5 protein-coding genes and 1 riboswitch are annotated in these 16,804 nt (G+C 66.3%); of the genes, 1 reads left to right on the top strand and 4 read right to left on the bottom strand.

All coding sequences use genetic code 11. From position 1 onward, the window contains the following. From G6P88_RS13835 to G6P88_RS13825, 3 genes are all read right to left on the bottom strand, one after another. Nucleotides 1–8,151, bottom strand: coding sequence for an Ig domain-containing protein (locus G6P88_RS13835; protein WP_165321243.1), 8,151 nt, complete (start codon nucleotides 8,149–8,151; stop codon nucleotides 1–3). Nucleotides 8,152–8,196: 45 nt separating this feature from the next. After that, complete coding sequence (locus G6P88_RS13830; protein ID WP_165323687.1) at nucleotides 8,197–11,307, bottom strand: CHAT domain-containing protein; 3,111 nt, start codon at nucleotides 11,305–11,307, stop codon at nucleotides 8,197–8,199. Between the two features lie 117 nt (nucleotides 11,308–11,424). Further along, a complete protein-coding gene (locus G6P88_RS13825) occupies nucleotides 11,425–13,119 on the bottom strand; it encodes a ShlB/FhaC/HecB family hemolysin secretion/activation protein (protein WP_165323686.1) in 1,695 nt (564 codons plus the stop codon). Between the two features lie 279 nt (nucleotides 13,120–13,398). Next, nucleotides 13,399–13,596, top strand: a riboswitch (cobalamin riboswitch). 129 nt (nucleotides 13,597–13,725) lie between these two features. Between G6P88_RS13825 and G6P88_RS13820 the strand changes: the two genes are divergently transcribed. Beyond that, nucleotides 13,726–15,609 carry a TonB-dependent receptor plug domain-containing protein gene (locus G6P88_RS13820; RefSeq protein ID WP_165323685.1) on the top strand — a complete coding sequence of 628 codons (1,884 nt, stop codon included), beginning with the start codon at nucleotides 13,726–13,728 and terminating at the stop codon, nucleotides 15,607–15,609. A 58-nt stretch (nucleotides 15,610–15,667) separates the two neighbouring features. On the opposite strand, the gene G6P88_RS13815 is transcribed toward G6P88_RS13820, so the two are convergent. Continuing rightward, entirely contained in the window at nucleotides 15,668–16,336 is a 669-nt protein-coding gene (locus G6P88_RS13815) for a response regulator transcription factor (RefSeq protein ID WP_165323684.1), read from the bottom strand. Nucleotides 16,337–16,804 lie beyond the last annotated feature (468 nt).

Below are 16,804 nucleotides of genomic sequence, written 5' to 3'. Positions count from 1 at the left end.
TCAGCTGCCCGGGGTGTCCGCCACACCATCCGCGCCGGGCCACAAGCTGCTGTTGCCGCCCGAGGTTATCGGCGTGTCGATCTCGACATTGGTCGTTCCGATCCGGCTCACATCGATCAGGACGTTGGGGCCGGAAACGCTGTTGCCGGAGTTCGTCGCGCTGGTCGATTCGCTGCTGTCCTCGTCGCCGCCCTCGTCGGCCACGGCACTGTCGCCCGAACCGGATTCGGACGAATTGCTGCTGCCGGCGGCGCTGCTCGCCGACTCCGAGGAAGACGATCCGCCGCCCGATGAGCCGGAAGAGGAAGAGTCCGATCCCGATGTCGATCCAGACCCGCTGCCCGACAAACCGCCGAGTCCGGTCCCGCTTCCGCTACTGGTCCCGACGCTGCCGCCGGCGACACGCGTCCCCGTGAGCGACGACTGGATGTTCGTCGTGATGATCGTGGTCTCGCGCGTGACCGTCTGCATCACCACCGGTTGTGCCAGAGGCGGCGGCGGCGGGGGCGGCGGCGGGGGTGGCGGCGGCACCTCGGGCGGAGGCGGCGGCGACACCGGCGGTGGCGGTGGCGGTGGCACCTCGGGCGGCGGTGGCGGCGACACCGGCGGAGGCGGTGGCGGCGGCACCTCGGGAGGCGGCGGCGGAGACACCGGCGGAGGTGGCGGCGGCGGCACCTCGGGCGGAGGTGGCGGCGACACCGGCGGCGGCGGTGGCGGTGGCGGCGGTGGTGGCGGCGGTGGCGGGTTCCGCGGAACGGGTGCCGCACAGGCCTGGCTGTTCACCGTGCAGGTCTGGATCGTCAGGCTACCATTGGGATCGAGCAAGAAGCCAACCGTCGTGTTGCCGTTCAGTTCGAAGGTATTGATGGCAAGCGTGCCATTGCCCGACGAAACCTCCGATGGCTCCTGAGACGTCGCGGTGCCGTTCGCAGTCACCTGAACATTGGAGAGGACTTCCAGGTCGCCGCCCGCGGTGTTGATCAGGAAACTGCCAGCGGCCGAGAGCGGTCCATAGCCCGACACGTCCGCCGTGATCGAACTGATCGTCAGATCGCCGGCCACCAGCGGCAGGAAGTTGCTGCCGCTGTCACCGTCGAAGCGATAGGAGGCAATGGCGGCGAAGCTGCCGCCCTGAGCGGTACCGGAGGCGCCCGGGCCTCCTGCTCCCGTGCCCCCGCTTCCGCCGTCCGCGCTGGCATTGATCAGCGTTGTACCGAATGTCACCGGCACGCCTCTCGCAAGAAGGGCAGCAGAGCCGCCGACCGCATTGCCGCTCGCCCCGCCGATACCATTGGTCCCGGCAGCGCTCGTTGGCGCGCCCGTGCCTCCGTCGCCCGCCTCAGCATAGACGTTTATCTGCGTATTGCCGAAGCTGGCCGTTCCCTGGGTCACGGCGGTCGTGGGGCCGCTGAAGATACCGATGTCGACGCGACCGCCGGTGGCGTCGCCGCCCCGTCCGCCCGCACCACCAGTGGCGCCGGTAACGCCGTTACCGCCAGCGCCGGCGACCGCAATCGCCTGGGCCGACGTGCTGCCGATGGTGACGTTGGAATACCCGGCATAGCCGCCGATCACGACCGTGCCGCCGGACGCCTCGCCACCGACGCCACCCGTCGCACCATCCGCGACAGCGGCCCCCGCAGAGGCGCCGAAGCCGCTGGCCGAAACGGTAGCCGTCGAGGCATTTATAGTGCTGGTCGAGGGATTGGCCGCGTCGCGGAACGACAACAGTTCGGCATAGCCACCGCGTCCGGCACCGGCCGTTCCGACGACGCCGCTAGCGCTCGCCCTTGCCTGCCCGCCCGTGCCGTTCGACAGGATCGTGATGCCCGAGCCGTTGAAGTTCAGAGTGCCTGAGGTCGTATCGACATAGGAGCCGAGCGAGAAATCTGCCGCGATACCGCCAAGACCGTCACCGCCATTATCGCCGCTGCCACCCTGGCCGCTCGTATCGGCCTGAGCGCTGCTCGACACCGTGATCGTGGCGCGATTGGCTCGGATGGCCACGGCACCGCCACGTCCCTGACCGCCGGCTGCCCCCTCGGGCGCGTTGGAGAAGGAATTGAAGCCACTGTTGCCGCCCACGCCAAGCGCCGACAAGGCCAGCGTGGTCGCATTGATCGTGGTACCCGCATTGGCCTCTACGACGACGACACCCCCTCGGCCTTCGCCGCCAGCGTCACGCCCCATGCCGCCGAAACCGGTCGCGCCGATCGTCGTCACGCCCAGCGTGACATTCTGGTTGGCGGCAGTCACGAACGCGTTGCCGCCCGTACCGATGCCGCCGGCACCGCCCAACGACATGCCACCGTCACCGTTGGCGGCGACGTTGAGGGTTCCGAAGCTGAGCGTCCCTGCACCGGCCGTAGCTGCGAAGCTGCCGCCATTGCCTGCTCCGCCAGCCCCGCCCGATGCGCCTCCACCCGCACCGCTTGCATTGACCTGCACCGGTCCGGCAAAGCTGATTGCCCCGCCGCTTGCGTTGATCGTGACGGCGCCACCCATACCGACGCCGCCGACCGTACCGCCCGAACCGCCGAAGCCGCTAGCGGTCAGATCGGCGCCGTTCAGACCGATCGTTCCGTTGATGGCCGAGATCAGAATCGCCCCACCGGTACCGGTGCCGCCCGCGCCGCTCGCCGAAACACCGCCGAAAGCCGATGTATCGACGGTAAGGTTGCCGAGAATCTCGACCGACGAACCCGCCCCATTGGCCTCGATCGTCACGGAGGAGGCGGTCGCCCCTGCGCCATCGCCGGACTCCGACCGCGATGTGCTGACCGACACGTCGCCGGCGAAGTTCAGCGAACCCGTCGCACCACTTGCAGCGAGAACGACGTTACCCGCCGAACTGATCGAAACATCGCCATCGAAGAAGTTCGAACCATCGGTGACCCCAAAGGTCACCCCACCGCCGACCGACTCGATGGACAAATCCCCGCCGAATCTGCTGCCACCGGTCAGCGAGAGGGGCGCCCCAGAGAAGATGCTCGTGCCGACCTGGCCCAAGCCACTAAACTCGCCCCCACGGATGACGACACTGCCACCCGCAAGGCCACCGCTCGACTGGGTGAGCCGAGCCGGCGCCAGATTGGCGCCAGCGCCGATCAGGATCGACTGTGCGAAGGCCGCCGCGCCGTTGGCGAGGGTGAAATCGATGTTGCCGCCCCCCATGTCGAGCACGGCTGTCTGGGTCTTGGGCGCGACGACCAGCGCAACCCGACGAGCGACTTCTCCGTCCGCCAGGACGGTCGTCGTGCCGCCATGGGTCAGCGCGTTGATGGCGGAGGTTCCGGCAACGACGGTAATGTCGGTGGGGCCGGAGAGATCGATATTCGCCTGTTCCGCCGCGACGTAGGAAACATTGCCGCCAGCGTTGACCGTTCCGCCCTGGTTGATCGATGGCGCCAACGCCACCACATAGTCGGTCGCGCTGACATCGTCGGAGGTGATCCCGATCGACGCAGCGGAGTCGCTGGGTCCGAAGGAAATCAGGTCGGGAGTGGAGCTGATCTGGCTCGAGAAGCCAATATCGACGGTCGACAGCACGAGGCCGCCCACGTCGATCAGCGCCGTCGACCCGACCAATATGCCGCCAGGGCTGTAGAACCAGACGTTGCCGCCCGGGCCGGTGAGATTGTTGCTCGAATCGTACAACCGACTCTGGATTGTGCCGTTCAGCGCGATCCGGCGGGACGGATCATTGGGAAGGATCCGGTTGAGGACGGTGAAGCCGCCGGTGTTCGTCACCGAGTTACGGAACAGAACCGACGAACTCGAGGGCAGGAAGACGATGTCACCGCCACCGACGCCCGTATCATCCGGGGTCCAGTTGATGATCGCCGTTGGCGCGTTGATCGTGATCGTGTCGCTGTCGGGGTTGCGGACGATGTCATAGTCTGCCGTCGACAGCTGCCCCGGCGTGCCGGCAAAGCCGAAGCCCCCCGGAGGCGGGGGCGGGGGCGGAGGAGGAGGAGGCGAGATCGCGCCCTGCTGGACGGTGATCGAGAACATCATCGACCCCGTCTGGTTGTTGGCGTCGGTTGCCGTCACTTCAAACGTATAGGGTCCGGTCTGGGTCGGGATGCCGGTGATGTTGCCGGCCGAATCGACCGTCAGTCCCGGAGGAACGGTCCCGCCGGTCACTGCGAACGTATAGGGCCCGGTGCCACCGACGGCAGCGATGAACTGCGAATAGCTCGTGTCCGTTTCGCCATCAGGGAGCGAGCTGGGCGTGTCGAAGCCGATCGGGCCAGGCGGCGGCGGCGGCGGATTGCACGTCGCGTTGATGTTGCACTCGCCGGTTACCGTGCCCGTGCTCAGGGAATATTCGGCCGCCGTGATGACGCCGGTCCCGGCGACCGCGAATGTGATGCCGCGGTCAGGCATGTCGACCGTGAGATCGCCTCCCGATGGATTGTCGAAAAGAATCGTGCCATCGGTGGCGCTGATGAGATTGTCCGGATCGCCTTGCGGGACATCGACACCGCTTCCGGTAATGAAGACGGTGTTCGTCGACGTTATATCGCCGCCATTGGCAATGATCGAGAAAGAGCCGACCGTCGACGTCCCCGGCTCACTGCCGGAGCCGGAGCTGCCACTCAGAATCGCGTTGACACCCGAAAGCTGGATTTCGCCTCGAACCGACGGCTGATTAAAGCGGATCGTCGATTCAATGCCCAGCGAACCGCCGGTACCGCTGCCGCCAGCACCCGGCGTCTCGCTGCTTCCGCCATTCCCGCCGGTGCCGATTGCGGAGAAGCTCACCAGTCCCGACACGCTCAGACCCGGATCGGATATGGTTGCGCCGCGCGACAGCAGAGCGAGCTGGCCACCCGTTGCCAGACCGCCTGCGCCGCCATCGCCCTGCACGGATTGGAGCGAAGGCCCGCCCTCGCCGCCATCGCCGCCGTCCGCATTGGCGTTGACGGTCACGCCGGCGAGTTGCACGCGGCCCTGCGTGTCGACCGTTTCGGGACCGCTGACGAGGCCGATCTGCGCGAAACCGCCGGACGCACTGCCGCCAGCACCGCCTGCGCCGCCCTGGGTCGGACCGGAAGGAACCTGTCCACCGCTTCCACCGCTTCCGCCGAACCCGTTCAAATTGGCCGTAACGGAACCGCCTAGATTCAGCTGGCCAAGGCCGGCTTGCGCACCGACGAAGACCGTACCACCGGTGCCGGCGCCACCAGCTCCGCCGACGGCACCACTGGCCGCGTTCCCGCCAAAGCCACCCTGCCCGTTTGCGTTGAGGAAGAACTGGGTGGTGCTCGCGGTCACGCTGCCGATCGTGCTGCCACCGGTCAGCCCGGCGATGTTCGCATCGCCGCCAAGGCCTTCACCGGCATCGCCGACAGTGCCCGCTGCGTCCTGGAAGCTCGAGCCACCCTGCCCGTTCGCGTTAAGCGTTACCGCCACGCCGTTGATGTCGATCGTGCCGTCCGCTGCCGTGATGGCAGCCCCGCCGCCGCCGTTGATCAGGTCGAAACCGGCCTGGCCCGTGCCGCCGCTATAGCCGGCGCCGCCCTGGCCATTGGCCTGAATCGTCGCGCCGCTCATGCTGACCGAGCCGCCTGTGCGCGCGCTCACGCCCGCGAAGCCACCCGTCCCCGAACCGCCGACCGAGTTCGTCAGGGCAATACCCCCGGTGACGGCGTCGCCACCGACACCATCGGCGATCAGAAGCACGCTGCCGACCGCTAGGGTGGTGCCTCCCATTGCCGAGATATGGGCCGTGCCGCCCTGCCCCTCTCCCCCGCTCGTTTCGCCCTGGCCTCCAGAGCCATTGGCAACCAGGCTGACGCCCGAAGAAGCGGTGATCGAGCCAGCGCCACCGCCGAAGATCAGCTCGCCTCCGGCACCGGACCCGCCATCGGTCGCGGGGGAGCCTCCGCCCATGCCCGTTGCCGACATGGTCACGGCGCCGCCGAAGTCTATCGTTCCGCTGGCTGCAACCACCACGCTGGCGTTGCCGCCCACACCTATGCCACCAGCCCCCGACAGGTTGTTGCCGCCGGTAGCGTTCATGGAGACGCTTAACCCGCCGACCGAGAGCGTGCCGCCGTCCGAGCGCAGACCGAACCGACCGCCGGTGGCGCTGCCGCCGGCGTTCGATTCCCCGTTCGCGATCGTCGCGTTGCCGGAAAAGCCGAGATTGTCTCCAACGGTGACCGTCGCCCCATTGGCCGCAACGATGTCGAGTCCTCCGCCCCGCGCATTGCCGGACGAACTGCCACCCAGCGAGTCGCCGCCATCGGCGGAGGTGTCGACCAACAGGCTAATCGGGTTCTGGGCGGTGCCGAAAGCGATACTGGCGTTAGCGCCCGACGCGGTTATCCCGATATATCCGCGCTCCGTACCCTCTCCGGGAAATACCGAGAGCGCATCGCCGCCGACACCGCCGCTGCTGCCACCGCCGCGGCCCGTCGCGACGAGCGAAGCGGAACCACCCGCGGTGACCGTGATCTGCCCGTCGGTCGCCGTAAGCAGGATCTCACCCGCCAGCGCGTTGCCGCCATTGCCCGACATGGCTCCGCCACCGAACCCGGACGCGCTGACATCGAGCGCACCCAATTCGATCGCGCCACCGGTCAGCGCATTGACGAGCACACGCCCGCCGACACCGTTGCCGCCATTGGTGCTGCCAGACACGGCACCGCTGCCGCCATTGGCCTCGATGGAAAGGATCGCTCCGATATTTACGGCTGCGCCGGTGCCCAGGGCCTGAATCGTAACGTTGCCGGCCGTACCCGTTCCGCCATCGCCGCCATTCGCGCTGGTCGCGATGCTGACCGATCCCGCCGAAATGGTGTTGCCAATGCCCGCGAGCAGCGAGACGTTGCCGCCCGTTACCGAGCTGCTGCTCTCCACTACGCCGGTCTCGATCGAGAGAAGCCCAGCCACGCTGACATTGCCGGCTGACGTATCGATAACGATATCCGCGCCGCTGCCATTAGCGGCATCGATCGTAACCTCGTCCGTGAACGTAGTGCCAGAGATGGTGAGATCACGCGATGCGCCGATATAAGCACGAGCACCAAAGGATCCGCCTTCGACCCGGACCGTACCGGTGCCCGCGGCTGCAGGGGGACCAGACGGACCGAAGCCCCCGGACACGACATCGTTGCCGGCGGACAGGACGACGCCCTGGTCGGTGACGGAGGCTCCGCCCGCCTCCGAGAACTCCAGCGACCCACCGCTCAGCAGCATGGTCAGCGCCTGGTTCTTCGGAACCGCCACGAGGTAGATCCCTCTCGACGTGCCCGATCCCTGTGGCGTCACCACAGTGGTCCCGCTGTGCGTGATGGCGTCGGCAGAGCCGGTGCCCACCGGCACGGAAATATCGAACAGGCCGTTGGAGAAGGTCAGGTCCGCCTGTTCCGCCGCGACATAGGCGACGCTGCCCTGCGAAGCCACGCTGCCTGACTGGACGATGCGCGGCGCCAGCACACCGACATAGTTGGACGCCTGGAAGTTGGTGGTCTGGATCTCGATCGTCCGCCCGGCATCGCTGGAGCCCAGCGAGACGACATTGGGGTTCGGCCCCGATCCGCCGAAGTCGATCGGAATGCTCGACAATATGATCCCGCCGACGTCGATCGCCGCGGTGCTGCCGACGAGAATGCCGCCCGGGCTGTAGAACCAGACATTGCCGCCGGTACCGAGCAGGTTGTTGCTGCCGTCGTAAAGCCGGCTGTTGATCGCACCGTTCAGCGCGACCGCGCGGGTGGGATCGTTTGGCAGGATGCGGTTGAGGACGGTGAAGCCGCCCTGGAGCGAGGGATCATTGCGGTAATTGACGGTGGTGCCCGACGGGAGGAAATCGATCGCACCGCCGCCGGACTGGGTGTCGGTAGGGGTCCAGGTGATGATCGACGTCGCATTGCTGACGGTGATCGTGTCGGTGCTCTCGCTCTGCGAGAAGACGACGCCCGGGGTCGCGCTCGCGCTGCCAGCGAAGGCTCCGTTCGCAGCCAGCGTCTCGCGTGCGGGAAAGGCGAGGATCGTCGCCATGGCGAGGGCTGAGGTCAGCGTCCGCGTATTGCCGCCGCCGCGCGCCGCGCGCCCGAACGGATCGACCGCGCCTCGTCGCAGCGCTGCCTGCCCGCTTCCGAGCTGTCCGTTACCGCGTCCCGTGCCCCGCTTAGTCATGCCGTCCCCCAACGAACCAATCCCCGTCCGTATGAATGCGCCCCGTTACTGCGCCGTCGATGTAGACCCTGCCGCCGCCGTGGCCGGCAGCAGCGCCCGCTGGCCGTCGCCCACGATCGCGAAGGCCGACCAGTAATAAGGGTGGGACGTATTCGGGTCGTCCATCAGTCCCACCTGTGCGTTCCGCATGGCCGTGGCCATCGGCGTCCCCGGAGGCGCCGTGAAGAGGCCGGTGATCAGCCGCTTCGTGGCGTTGAAATCGTCCGGCACCGGCCAGTGGCTGGCGACGACGGTCCGTGCACCTGCGCCCACGAAAGCACGTACGAGACCATCGAGCGCAAAGTTGCCGCCGGTCGTGACGCCCGCCTCACGCGTCGCGCCCACGGTCGCCATGCCGGCGGTGTCGCAGGCCGAGAGCACGACCACGTCGGCGTCGAGCTTGAGATCGAAAATCTCCTTGAACGACAACAGGCCATCGGATGTCCCGCCTCCGAACGAGGTCAGCAGCGCCGGACGCGCCGGGCATTCCGGGCGCGGCGCAGTGACCAGGCCGTGCGTCGCGAAATGGATGATCCGATACTGCGCCAGATCGGACATGCCGATGATGGTGGAGTCCGAGAAATCCTGGCCGACCACGAGCTTCGACTTGTCCTGACCGATGATCCCGCTGGCGAGATAGAGCTCGGACGAGGAAATCGGGTTGTTCCAGTTGCTCAGCGGCCAGGCGCATTCGTCAGCCTGCGACGGCGGCGGCACGAAGAAGGGGTTGAGCGCCGGACGGCTGTTCTCGCCCATGCCCAGATAGCCCATTGCAGCCTTCGAGCTGGCGACGTCTCGGCCGTCGACGAAGGAGCGCGGGCTGACCACGGTCGAGACGTCGCGCTCGCGGCCAAGCCAGGCCACGCCACGGAAGTCGAAATCATCTGCGTTCGGCTTCTTGAGCCGGGCGAGATAGGCGTCGACACCGGCCTGCTCGATCGGAAGCAGGTTCGCCGGAAGCTGCAGCAGCGGACCATCGGGCTCGAAAATGAAGTTGCGCACCTGGTGAAGCTCGGCGTCGACCGGCCCCATCAGCGTCACGTACAGTTTGCGCGCCAGTACCACGTCGAACGGATAGGTCGCGACCTGGCCGTTCTCGACCTTCACGACCGAGTCGCGGATCTTGGCGACGGTGTCTTCCAGATCCTTGGTGGTCGCGTCGAGCCGCCAGGCCTTCGCCACGCCCGGCGCAACGAACATCGCATAAGCGTCCTGGCCGACCAGCGTGACCTTGTAATAGCCGTCGCCGGGGCGAAGAGCCTTTTGCAGTTCCTCCACACCCATGGTCGAAGGCGACAACACGCGGTAGCGCGGGAATTTCGCGAGCTTGGCCTGCAGGGCTGTCTGGTCGCGCGAGTAGCGGGCGAGACGCGCACGTGCTTCTTCCAGCGCCGTGCGATCGGCCGGCGTCGGCGCGGCGAGCGAGGCCAGGCGCGCGACGTCGCCGGTCGCCCGCGCGATGTAGCGCGACAGCGTGACCGACTGACGGAACAGCCCGGCCGCTTCGTCGTCGCCGCCGGACAGTTCGCGGGCCAGCAGAGCCTGGGTCTGCGCGATACCGGGGCGCAGCATCAGCTGGCTCGCGGTGAACATCTGCGCGACCGCCTTGGGATCGCTGGCGGAGCGTTCGGCGAGCAGCCGGAAATAGGGGCGCAGAAGCGTCCGGATCGACGACATCGCGCCGGGGACATTCTCCGATGCGGTGATGAGCTCGCCGTACAGCGTCATGGCGCGGTCGCCCTGGCCATGGCGGCTGAGGAAGCCGGCGAAACGCGCCTTGGCGCCGAGCGCGACGGCGGTGTTCGGATATTGGATCTCGACCACCTGAAGCGAGTCGGCAAACAGCCGCTCGGCCTCCTCGATACGGCCCTCGGCCTCGGCGGTCAGCGCCAGTTCGCTCTGCACGCTGGAGCGAAGCCAGCCGGTGCTGTTGATCTTGCCCTCACGCACGCCCTGCATCGCCGTGACGGCCTCGTCGAAACTGGTGCGGGCTTCGACATATTTCTTCTGCGCACGGAACACGACGCCGCGCAGGAGCAGCGCCTGCGCATCGAGTATCTGCGCCCGCTCGAACGGCTGGATCGACCCATCGAGGCCGGCCACCTGGTTGAGTGCCCCACCCTCGCGGTTGAGGTCATCGGCCACGGTCTCGCTGATTTCACCCGATGCGAGCCGGGCGTCGGCGGACTTGACCGCCTCGATCTCGGCGACCGGCTTGGCGAGTTCCTCGAGCGCCCGGTCGAGCTTGCCCTGGTTCAGAAAATGGATCGCGTAGAAGTTGCGCAGCATGCGCCCGACGACCGGGTCGGCCAGCGCGGACGGGGTCGCCGCGCGCGCGAAGATCGCATCCGCCGAGGAGAAGTTTCGCTGGTTCGATTCCTGAAGCGCCTGGTTGGCGAGATACTCGGCCAGGCGCGATTCCGACTTGGACGAGCCGGCGTCGCGCTCGACCAGGGCCTCGAAGAATTCGGCTGCCTCGGCATAGGAGCCGTCATTGTTGCGCGCATAGGCTTCGGCGAGCGCGCTCTCGCTATCCAGCGCCCCCGCCTGCACGCGAGCGAAGGCGGCAGGATCGCCGGCCGAGGTCGTTGCGACCTGCACCTCGCCCTTGACGATGCGGTCCGCGACGAGCGTCCGCAATCCCAGCTGCATAGCGCTGTCATAGCCGCCGAGACCCGCCGCGACATAGTCGGTCCGCGCATCCGAGTGGATATAGATCTTGTAGGACAGCTGGTTGGCGTCGACGCATTCGCGCGTCTGCACCTTGCCGAGCCCCTCGATGTCGACCGCCTCCGGGCGCTGACAGGTCAGCGGCGCATCGGCACTGGCGATGACGCGCTGGACGGGGTCGCCGCCACCGCTCTTCCGCAGCGCGAAAAGGCGTCCCACCGGCGACGCCGCGTCGCGACAGACGACGCGATAGCCACGGTCGAACATCGTCGCGAGGACCGGTCCGATCGAGCGGTTCTGCGCGGTGCACAGCACGCCGGTCGTGCCGATCCGGAAGCTGTTGCGCAGCGAAAGCGGCGTGCTGGTGGCAGCCGGCACTGCCGAGGGAAGCGCCAGGGCCAAAGAGGCGATCAACACGGCGCCGAGCGCTGGGCGGCGGTTACGCATGAAGGACTTCCTCCCGGAGCGTCACAGGAGCGCTGGCCCCCGACGCGAAATTGACATGAAGGTCGATCGGCGCGAACCGCGCCGCCGACATCGACCAAGGCGCGGTTCCGGCGAGCATCAACGCTGCTCCCAGGGCCAGAGCTTGGTCGTGAGGGATATGAGGAAGCGCGGATCCTTGTTCTTCGTCTGGAACCCAGCCTTCCTGAGCGGCACGGCAATCGTACCGTCGATCCGGAAGCGGTTGTTGAGGATCGCGCGAAGGCCGCCGCCCACCGAATAGAGCGCGTCGAGATCGTCCGGCCCCAACTGCTTGTTCCAGGTCAGCGCGACGTCGGTGAACACATAGGGCAGGACGTTGAGGTTCACCTTGGGCAGCGGCTGCATCCGCGGAAAGCGCAGCTCGAAACCGCTGCCGAGACCGCTGTCGCCGATGATCGTACCGGGATCATAGCCGCGACCGATCGAGAAGTTGCCGCCCGAGAATTCCTCGAAGCTGAACAGCGGATCGAACGCATATTGCGCGCGCGGCGTCGCAGCGATCCAGAAACCTTTGCCAAGACTATATTCGAGCGATGCGGACGCGCGAACGAGGCGTGACGTCTTGTCGCCGTCGAGGCGCGCGGGCGGAACATAGCCGGTCGGGATCGTAGCCGGCACCCGCGGTGAAGCGCCGAAGATATCGAGCCCTTGCCTGAACTCGACCGAACCCGAGGCGCGCCATGTCGGAAAGCGACGCTCGGCGATGTCCGCCGCATCGAAATCGAGGCGTAGATAGCCAACGCGCAAGCGATCGCGCGTCAGGTCAAGTCCGTTGAAGATAACGACCTGATTCAGATAGTCGAGGCCGGCCGCACCGGAGAGACTGAAAGCCTGGGTGCGAATGAAGGGAAAACGCGTCTCGCCGGTCGCGAACAGCGTCCGCGCGCGCAGCCTAATCGCGCCGCCGACATCGGGCTTCGACCAGGCGTAGGTGAAATTGCCGCTGAGCGTGAGCCCCTCGGAGCCCAGGCGCGTGTCGTAGCCCAGCTGAACGAGCCGCTGCTCCTTGAAGTCGGCGGTGCTGGAAACCGACGCGGTCAGCCGGTCGCCGCCGAGCAGGCCATAGGCCTGCCCCTGGAGCGTGCCGTTCCACCGGCCCGAACTGCGCGCGGAGAAATTCTGAAGGCTGTAGTTCAGCTCGACCGGCGTTCGCGTCACGCTGACTTCGCCGATCAGTTCGCCCGGTGCGCCGCCGGCCGGCTTGAGCGCAAGGCGCACGTCGAAGCCGGGTACGTCGCGCGCGAGGATCAGGTAGCGCTCCGCATTATAGCGGTTGAAGACGGCGTCCTCGGTCAGGTGCGAGAGATAGCCCGCGAGGAGCTTTTCGGCGGGGCCGGCATCACCACGGACGCGAACCGCGACGATCTTGGCGAACAGCACCTGGAACTTGACGACGCCATTCTCGATCCGCTGCACCGGCACCTGCACGGCGGCGAGATAGCCCTTGCGGCGAAGCGCGGTGGCGGCAGCGTCACGGATCGTACAGATCGTGGCGATCGGGCGATCGGGCCCAAGCAGCGAGGCGTAGGAGGCCTTCAGCTCCTCCGCCGATAGCCCCTGAAGATTGGCGAACTGCGCCTCGGTGATCGTCACCTTGATATTGGCGTAGGCGGGCGCGTCGAGCGCGCAGGGCGCCCGCTCGATATCGCCGTCGATGGTGAGGCGCGAGGGCCCGGGGGCGGGCTGCTGCGTCGTGCGATTGAGCTCGTCACGGCCAGGCGCGATCTGCTGGCCCGTCGGTGTCTGGATCTGCGCCAGCACCGCCGAACTCATCGACGAAGCAACGAAAGAAGCTGCCAATATGGCAGCGGGCCTGAACGGACTGCGCAAGACGTCCCCCGATTTCCCCTGTTCGGCGATCCCCTTCGCCAGCGGTCTCAATATCCCCCCGCCGGGGGCTTGTCATCGGAATAGTTCAATCCCGATCAATAGTTTGTGCGTTTCAGCACAGCCTTCTGCCGTAGCGTCACGCTGTCGCGGGGCAGACTTTGTCGTCACGTTTCCGAAACAAGGCTCATCGCTTGGCGCTTGCGCCCTAAGGCCACTTTACCTACAGGCCCGCTCGCGACGGGTCCCGGAGACGGGACTAAAAGGGAATTCGGAAACGGGAAACCGTCAGCCGGAGCTGCCCCCGCAACTGTGATCGGCGAGCGATCGTCCGCGCATGCCACTGGATGTCCGACATCCGGGAAGGCTGGGCGACCGCGATGACCCGAGAGCCAGGAGACCTGCCCGTCGCGGTCGTTCCATCATGCGGGCGGGGTGCACCACATGATCGAGGCGAAATCCTCGCGTGACGACGATCGTAACGGGTCGCGCGCGGGAGATGCTCATCCTTCCGCTCGGGACCCTGATGACTTGTCATTGGAGGTTTCGACCATGTCCAGAATATCAATCCTGCACACACTGCTGTTCGCGACGGCGGTCGTACCCACGGCGGCCCATGCAGACGCCGCGGGCGAGGACGCCGACACCATCGTCGTCACCGCGACGCGGACCGACACCCCGCTTTCCCAGGTCGCCCAATCGATCTCCGTCGTGGATGCGAGGGCGCTGGAATTGCGGCAGACGCCATCGGTTGCGGAGCTGTTGCGCACGCTGCCGGGCGTCACCATCGTCCGCAATGGCGGCCTGGGCTCCACCACCAGCGTCTTCATCCGCGGCGCGGAAAGCGACCAGACCGTGGCGCTGATCGACGGGGTCAAGCTCAACGACCCGTCCGCACCCGGCGGCGGCTTCAACTTCGCCGACCTGCTGACCGACAATCTCGACCGCATCGAAGTTCTGCGTGGCGCACAGTCGGTGCTGTGGGGCAGCCAGGCGATCGGCGGGGTGGTCAATCTGATCACGTCCGCGCCCACGCAAGCGCTGCAGATCAAGGCGAGCGGCGAATATGGCCGCTACGACGCCGGTCGCGCGGTCGCCAACGTCTCCGGTACCGTTGGTCCGGTCGCGCTAAGCGCTGGCGCGGGCTACCTGACGACCAACGGCATATCGGTCGCCGATCGCAGCGGCGGCGGGAGCGAACCGGACGGCTATCATCTGTTCGGTGCGCATGCGAAGGCACAGGTCACGCTCGCGGACGATCTGTCGCTCGACCTGCGCGGCTTCTACACCAAGAGCAAGGTCGATCTCGACGGCTTCCCCCCGCCCGACTTCTCGCTCGGCGATACCGACGAATATGCGCGGCAGGAACAGATCGTCGGCTATGCCGGGCTGAACGCCGGCCTGTTCGACGGCCGGCTCAAGAACCGCCTGGCGGTGGCCTGGACCCGGATCGATCGGCAGAATTACGACCCGGCCGGCACGCCGGTCCTGACCTTCGACGCGGTGGGGCGCAATCTGCGGTTCGAATATCAGGGCGGGGCGCAACTCGCCGACTGGGTCGACGCCACCTTCGGCGCGGAGCATGAAGGCCAGCGTTACCGGACCGAGAGCATCTATTCGCCGCTCGACCACAGGAAGGCGAATATCGACAGCGTCTATGGGCTGCTGACCCTGCGCCCCGTTTCGGGGCTGACGGCGGCGGCCGGTTTGCGCCACGACGACCATAGCCAGTTCGGCGGCAAGAGCAGTGCGAATGCCAGCCTTGTCTGGACACCCAATCGCGGCGCCACGGTTCTGCGCGCGACCTATAGCGAGGGTTTCAAGGCGCCGTCGCTCTACCAGTTATATGGCGACTTCGGCTTCGACAAGCTTCGGCCGGAGGAAGCGAAAAGCTGGGATGCCGGCATCGAACAATCGCTCATCGGCGACCTGCTGCAGGTCCGCGCGACCTGGTTCGAGCGTCGTGTGACCAACCAGATCGATTTCGACCTCAACAGCTACACCTATGCCAATATCGCCCGTGCGCGGGCACGAGGCGCCGAGCTCGAACTGGTGATGCATCCCACGGCCGGTTTCGAGGTGCGCGCCAACTACACCTACACCAAGGCGCAGAACCGCGAGCGCAGCAGTGCCAATTTCGGCAACTCCCTCCCGCGTCGCCCGCGCAACGCGGTCAGCGTGACCGCCGACTATGCCTGGAGCAAGGGTTCGGTCGGGGCGACCGTCACGCATGTGTCGAACAGCTTCGACAATGCCGCGAACAGCACAAGGCTGCAGGGCTACGCCCTCGTCGACATCCGGGCGAGCTTCCCGCTGAACGAGAGCATCGAGCTTTACGGCCGGATCGAGAATCTGTTCGACGAACGCTACCAGACCGCGTCCGGCTATGGGCAGCCGGGCAGGGCGGCGACGGCCGGCGCGAGACTGCGTTATTGAGCCCACCCAGACGGGCGGCGGCGGGTGGCCTTTACCCGCCGCCCCGCCGCCGCGGAGATCAAAGTGCGCCGGCCAGGGCGAAGACGCGCATCGCATCGAAGATCGACGGCGCTCCGATCTTGGCGAGCACCATCGCCCGGGCGCGTTGCACATCGCGCGGATCGGCGTGAAGTTCGATCGCTATCTCGGCGTTCGAGGCCCCCTCGAAGACCAACGCCATCAACCGGCGTTCATCCTCCGACAACCCGGCGATGCGTTGCCGCACGTCTTCGGCGACCTCCCGCCGCTCGCCGCCATATTGCAGGCGATGAAGCGCACGATCGAGCGCATCGATCAGCGCGACGGGATCGAAAGGTTTGTGAAGAAAGTCGACAGCGCCACGGCGGAACATATGAACGGCCGTGGAAAAATCGCTGAAGCCGGTCACCACAATGAACGGAAAGCGCTGGGGCCCCGTCGCCAGCGCCTCCACCACCACGCTGCCGCTGGAACCGGGCAGTTGCAGGTCTACCAGCACGCAGCCCGGCGACAGGCCTGCCAGCGCCTCGAGAAAATCGTCGGCGGTGGCGAATTCGACATGGTCCCAAACACCGTCCACCTGCAACAGGCTGACAATCGATGCCCGCACGACCGCTTCATCGTCGATGAGATAAAGCCTTTTGCTTGTCATCTCCGCAGGACGACCACACCCAACGCCACGCTTGCCTCCAAACAGCACCACTGACACAGATCACTAGGTAATCGGCACATTTTCGGTCGCAACATAAAATTAAAAAATGCCGAAATTTCGCATGCGATTCACACAAAGAATATCCGACCGCTTCCGATTTTCCGACAGCCAAAAATCCTGGTTCGGAAATTTATGTCAAATGTTCATTTTTGTGTCCAGGAAGCTTCCCTGGAACCCAGATCGTTATTTCCCCATCCGTTAATTTTATTTCTCTTTTACAGAGAATTTTGACGGTAACCCTCGAGTATATGGGGGACACCCTGAAGTCTCTTTGGGCTGGGATCCGCTGAACGCGGTTGCTCTCACCCAGCCCCTTGCCGCTATGCGAAATGAGCGGGGAGTGGCCTCTCCGGTCTTCTACCTAGGCCGTCCGCCGTCTGCGCCGGCAACGGCACCGATCAAACCAGGTGTCAGGACGAGCCGGTTGCAGCCTTCCCGCAAAGTCGGGGCTGACCGGCTCCGTCC

It is taken from the genome of Rhizorhabdus phycosphaerae (genome assembly GCF_011044255.1).
Lineage (GTDB): Bacteria > Pseudomonadota > Alphaproteobacteria > Sphingomonadales > Sphingomonadaceae > Rhizorhabdus > Rhizorhabdus phycosphaerae.
Note: the sequence above shows the minus strand (reverse complement) of the source record. Positions and strands in the feature narration are given on the sequence as shown.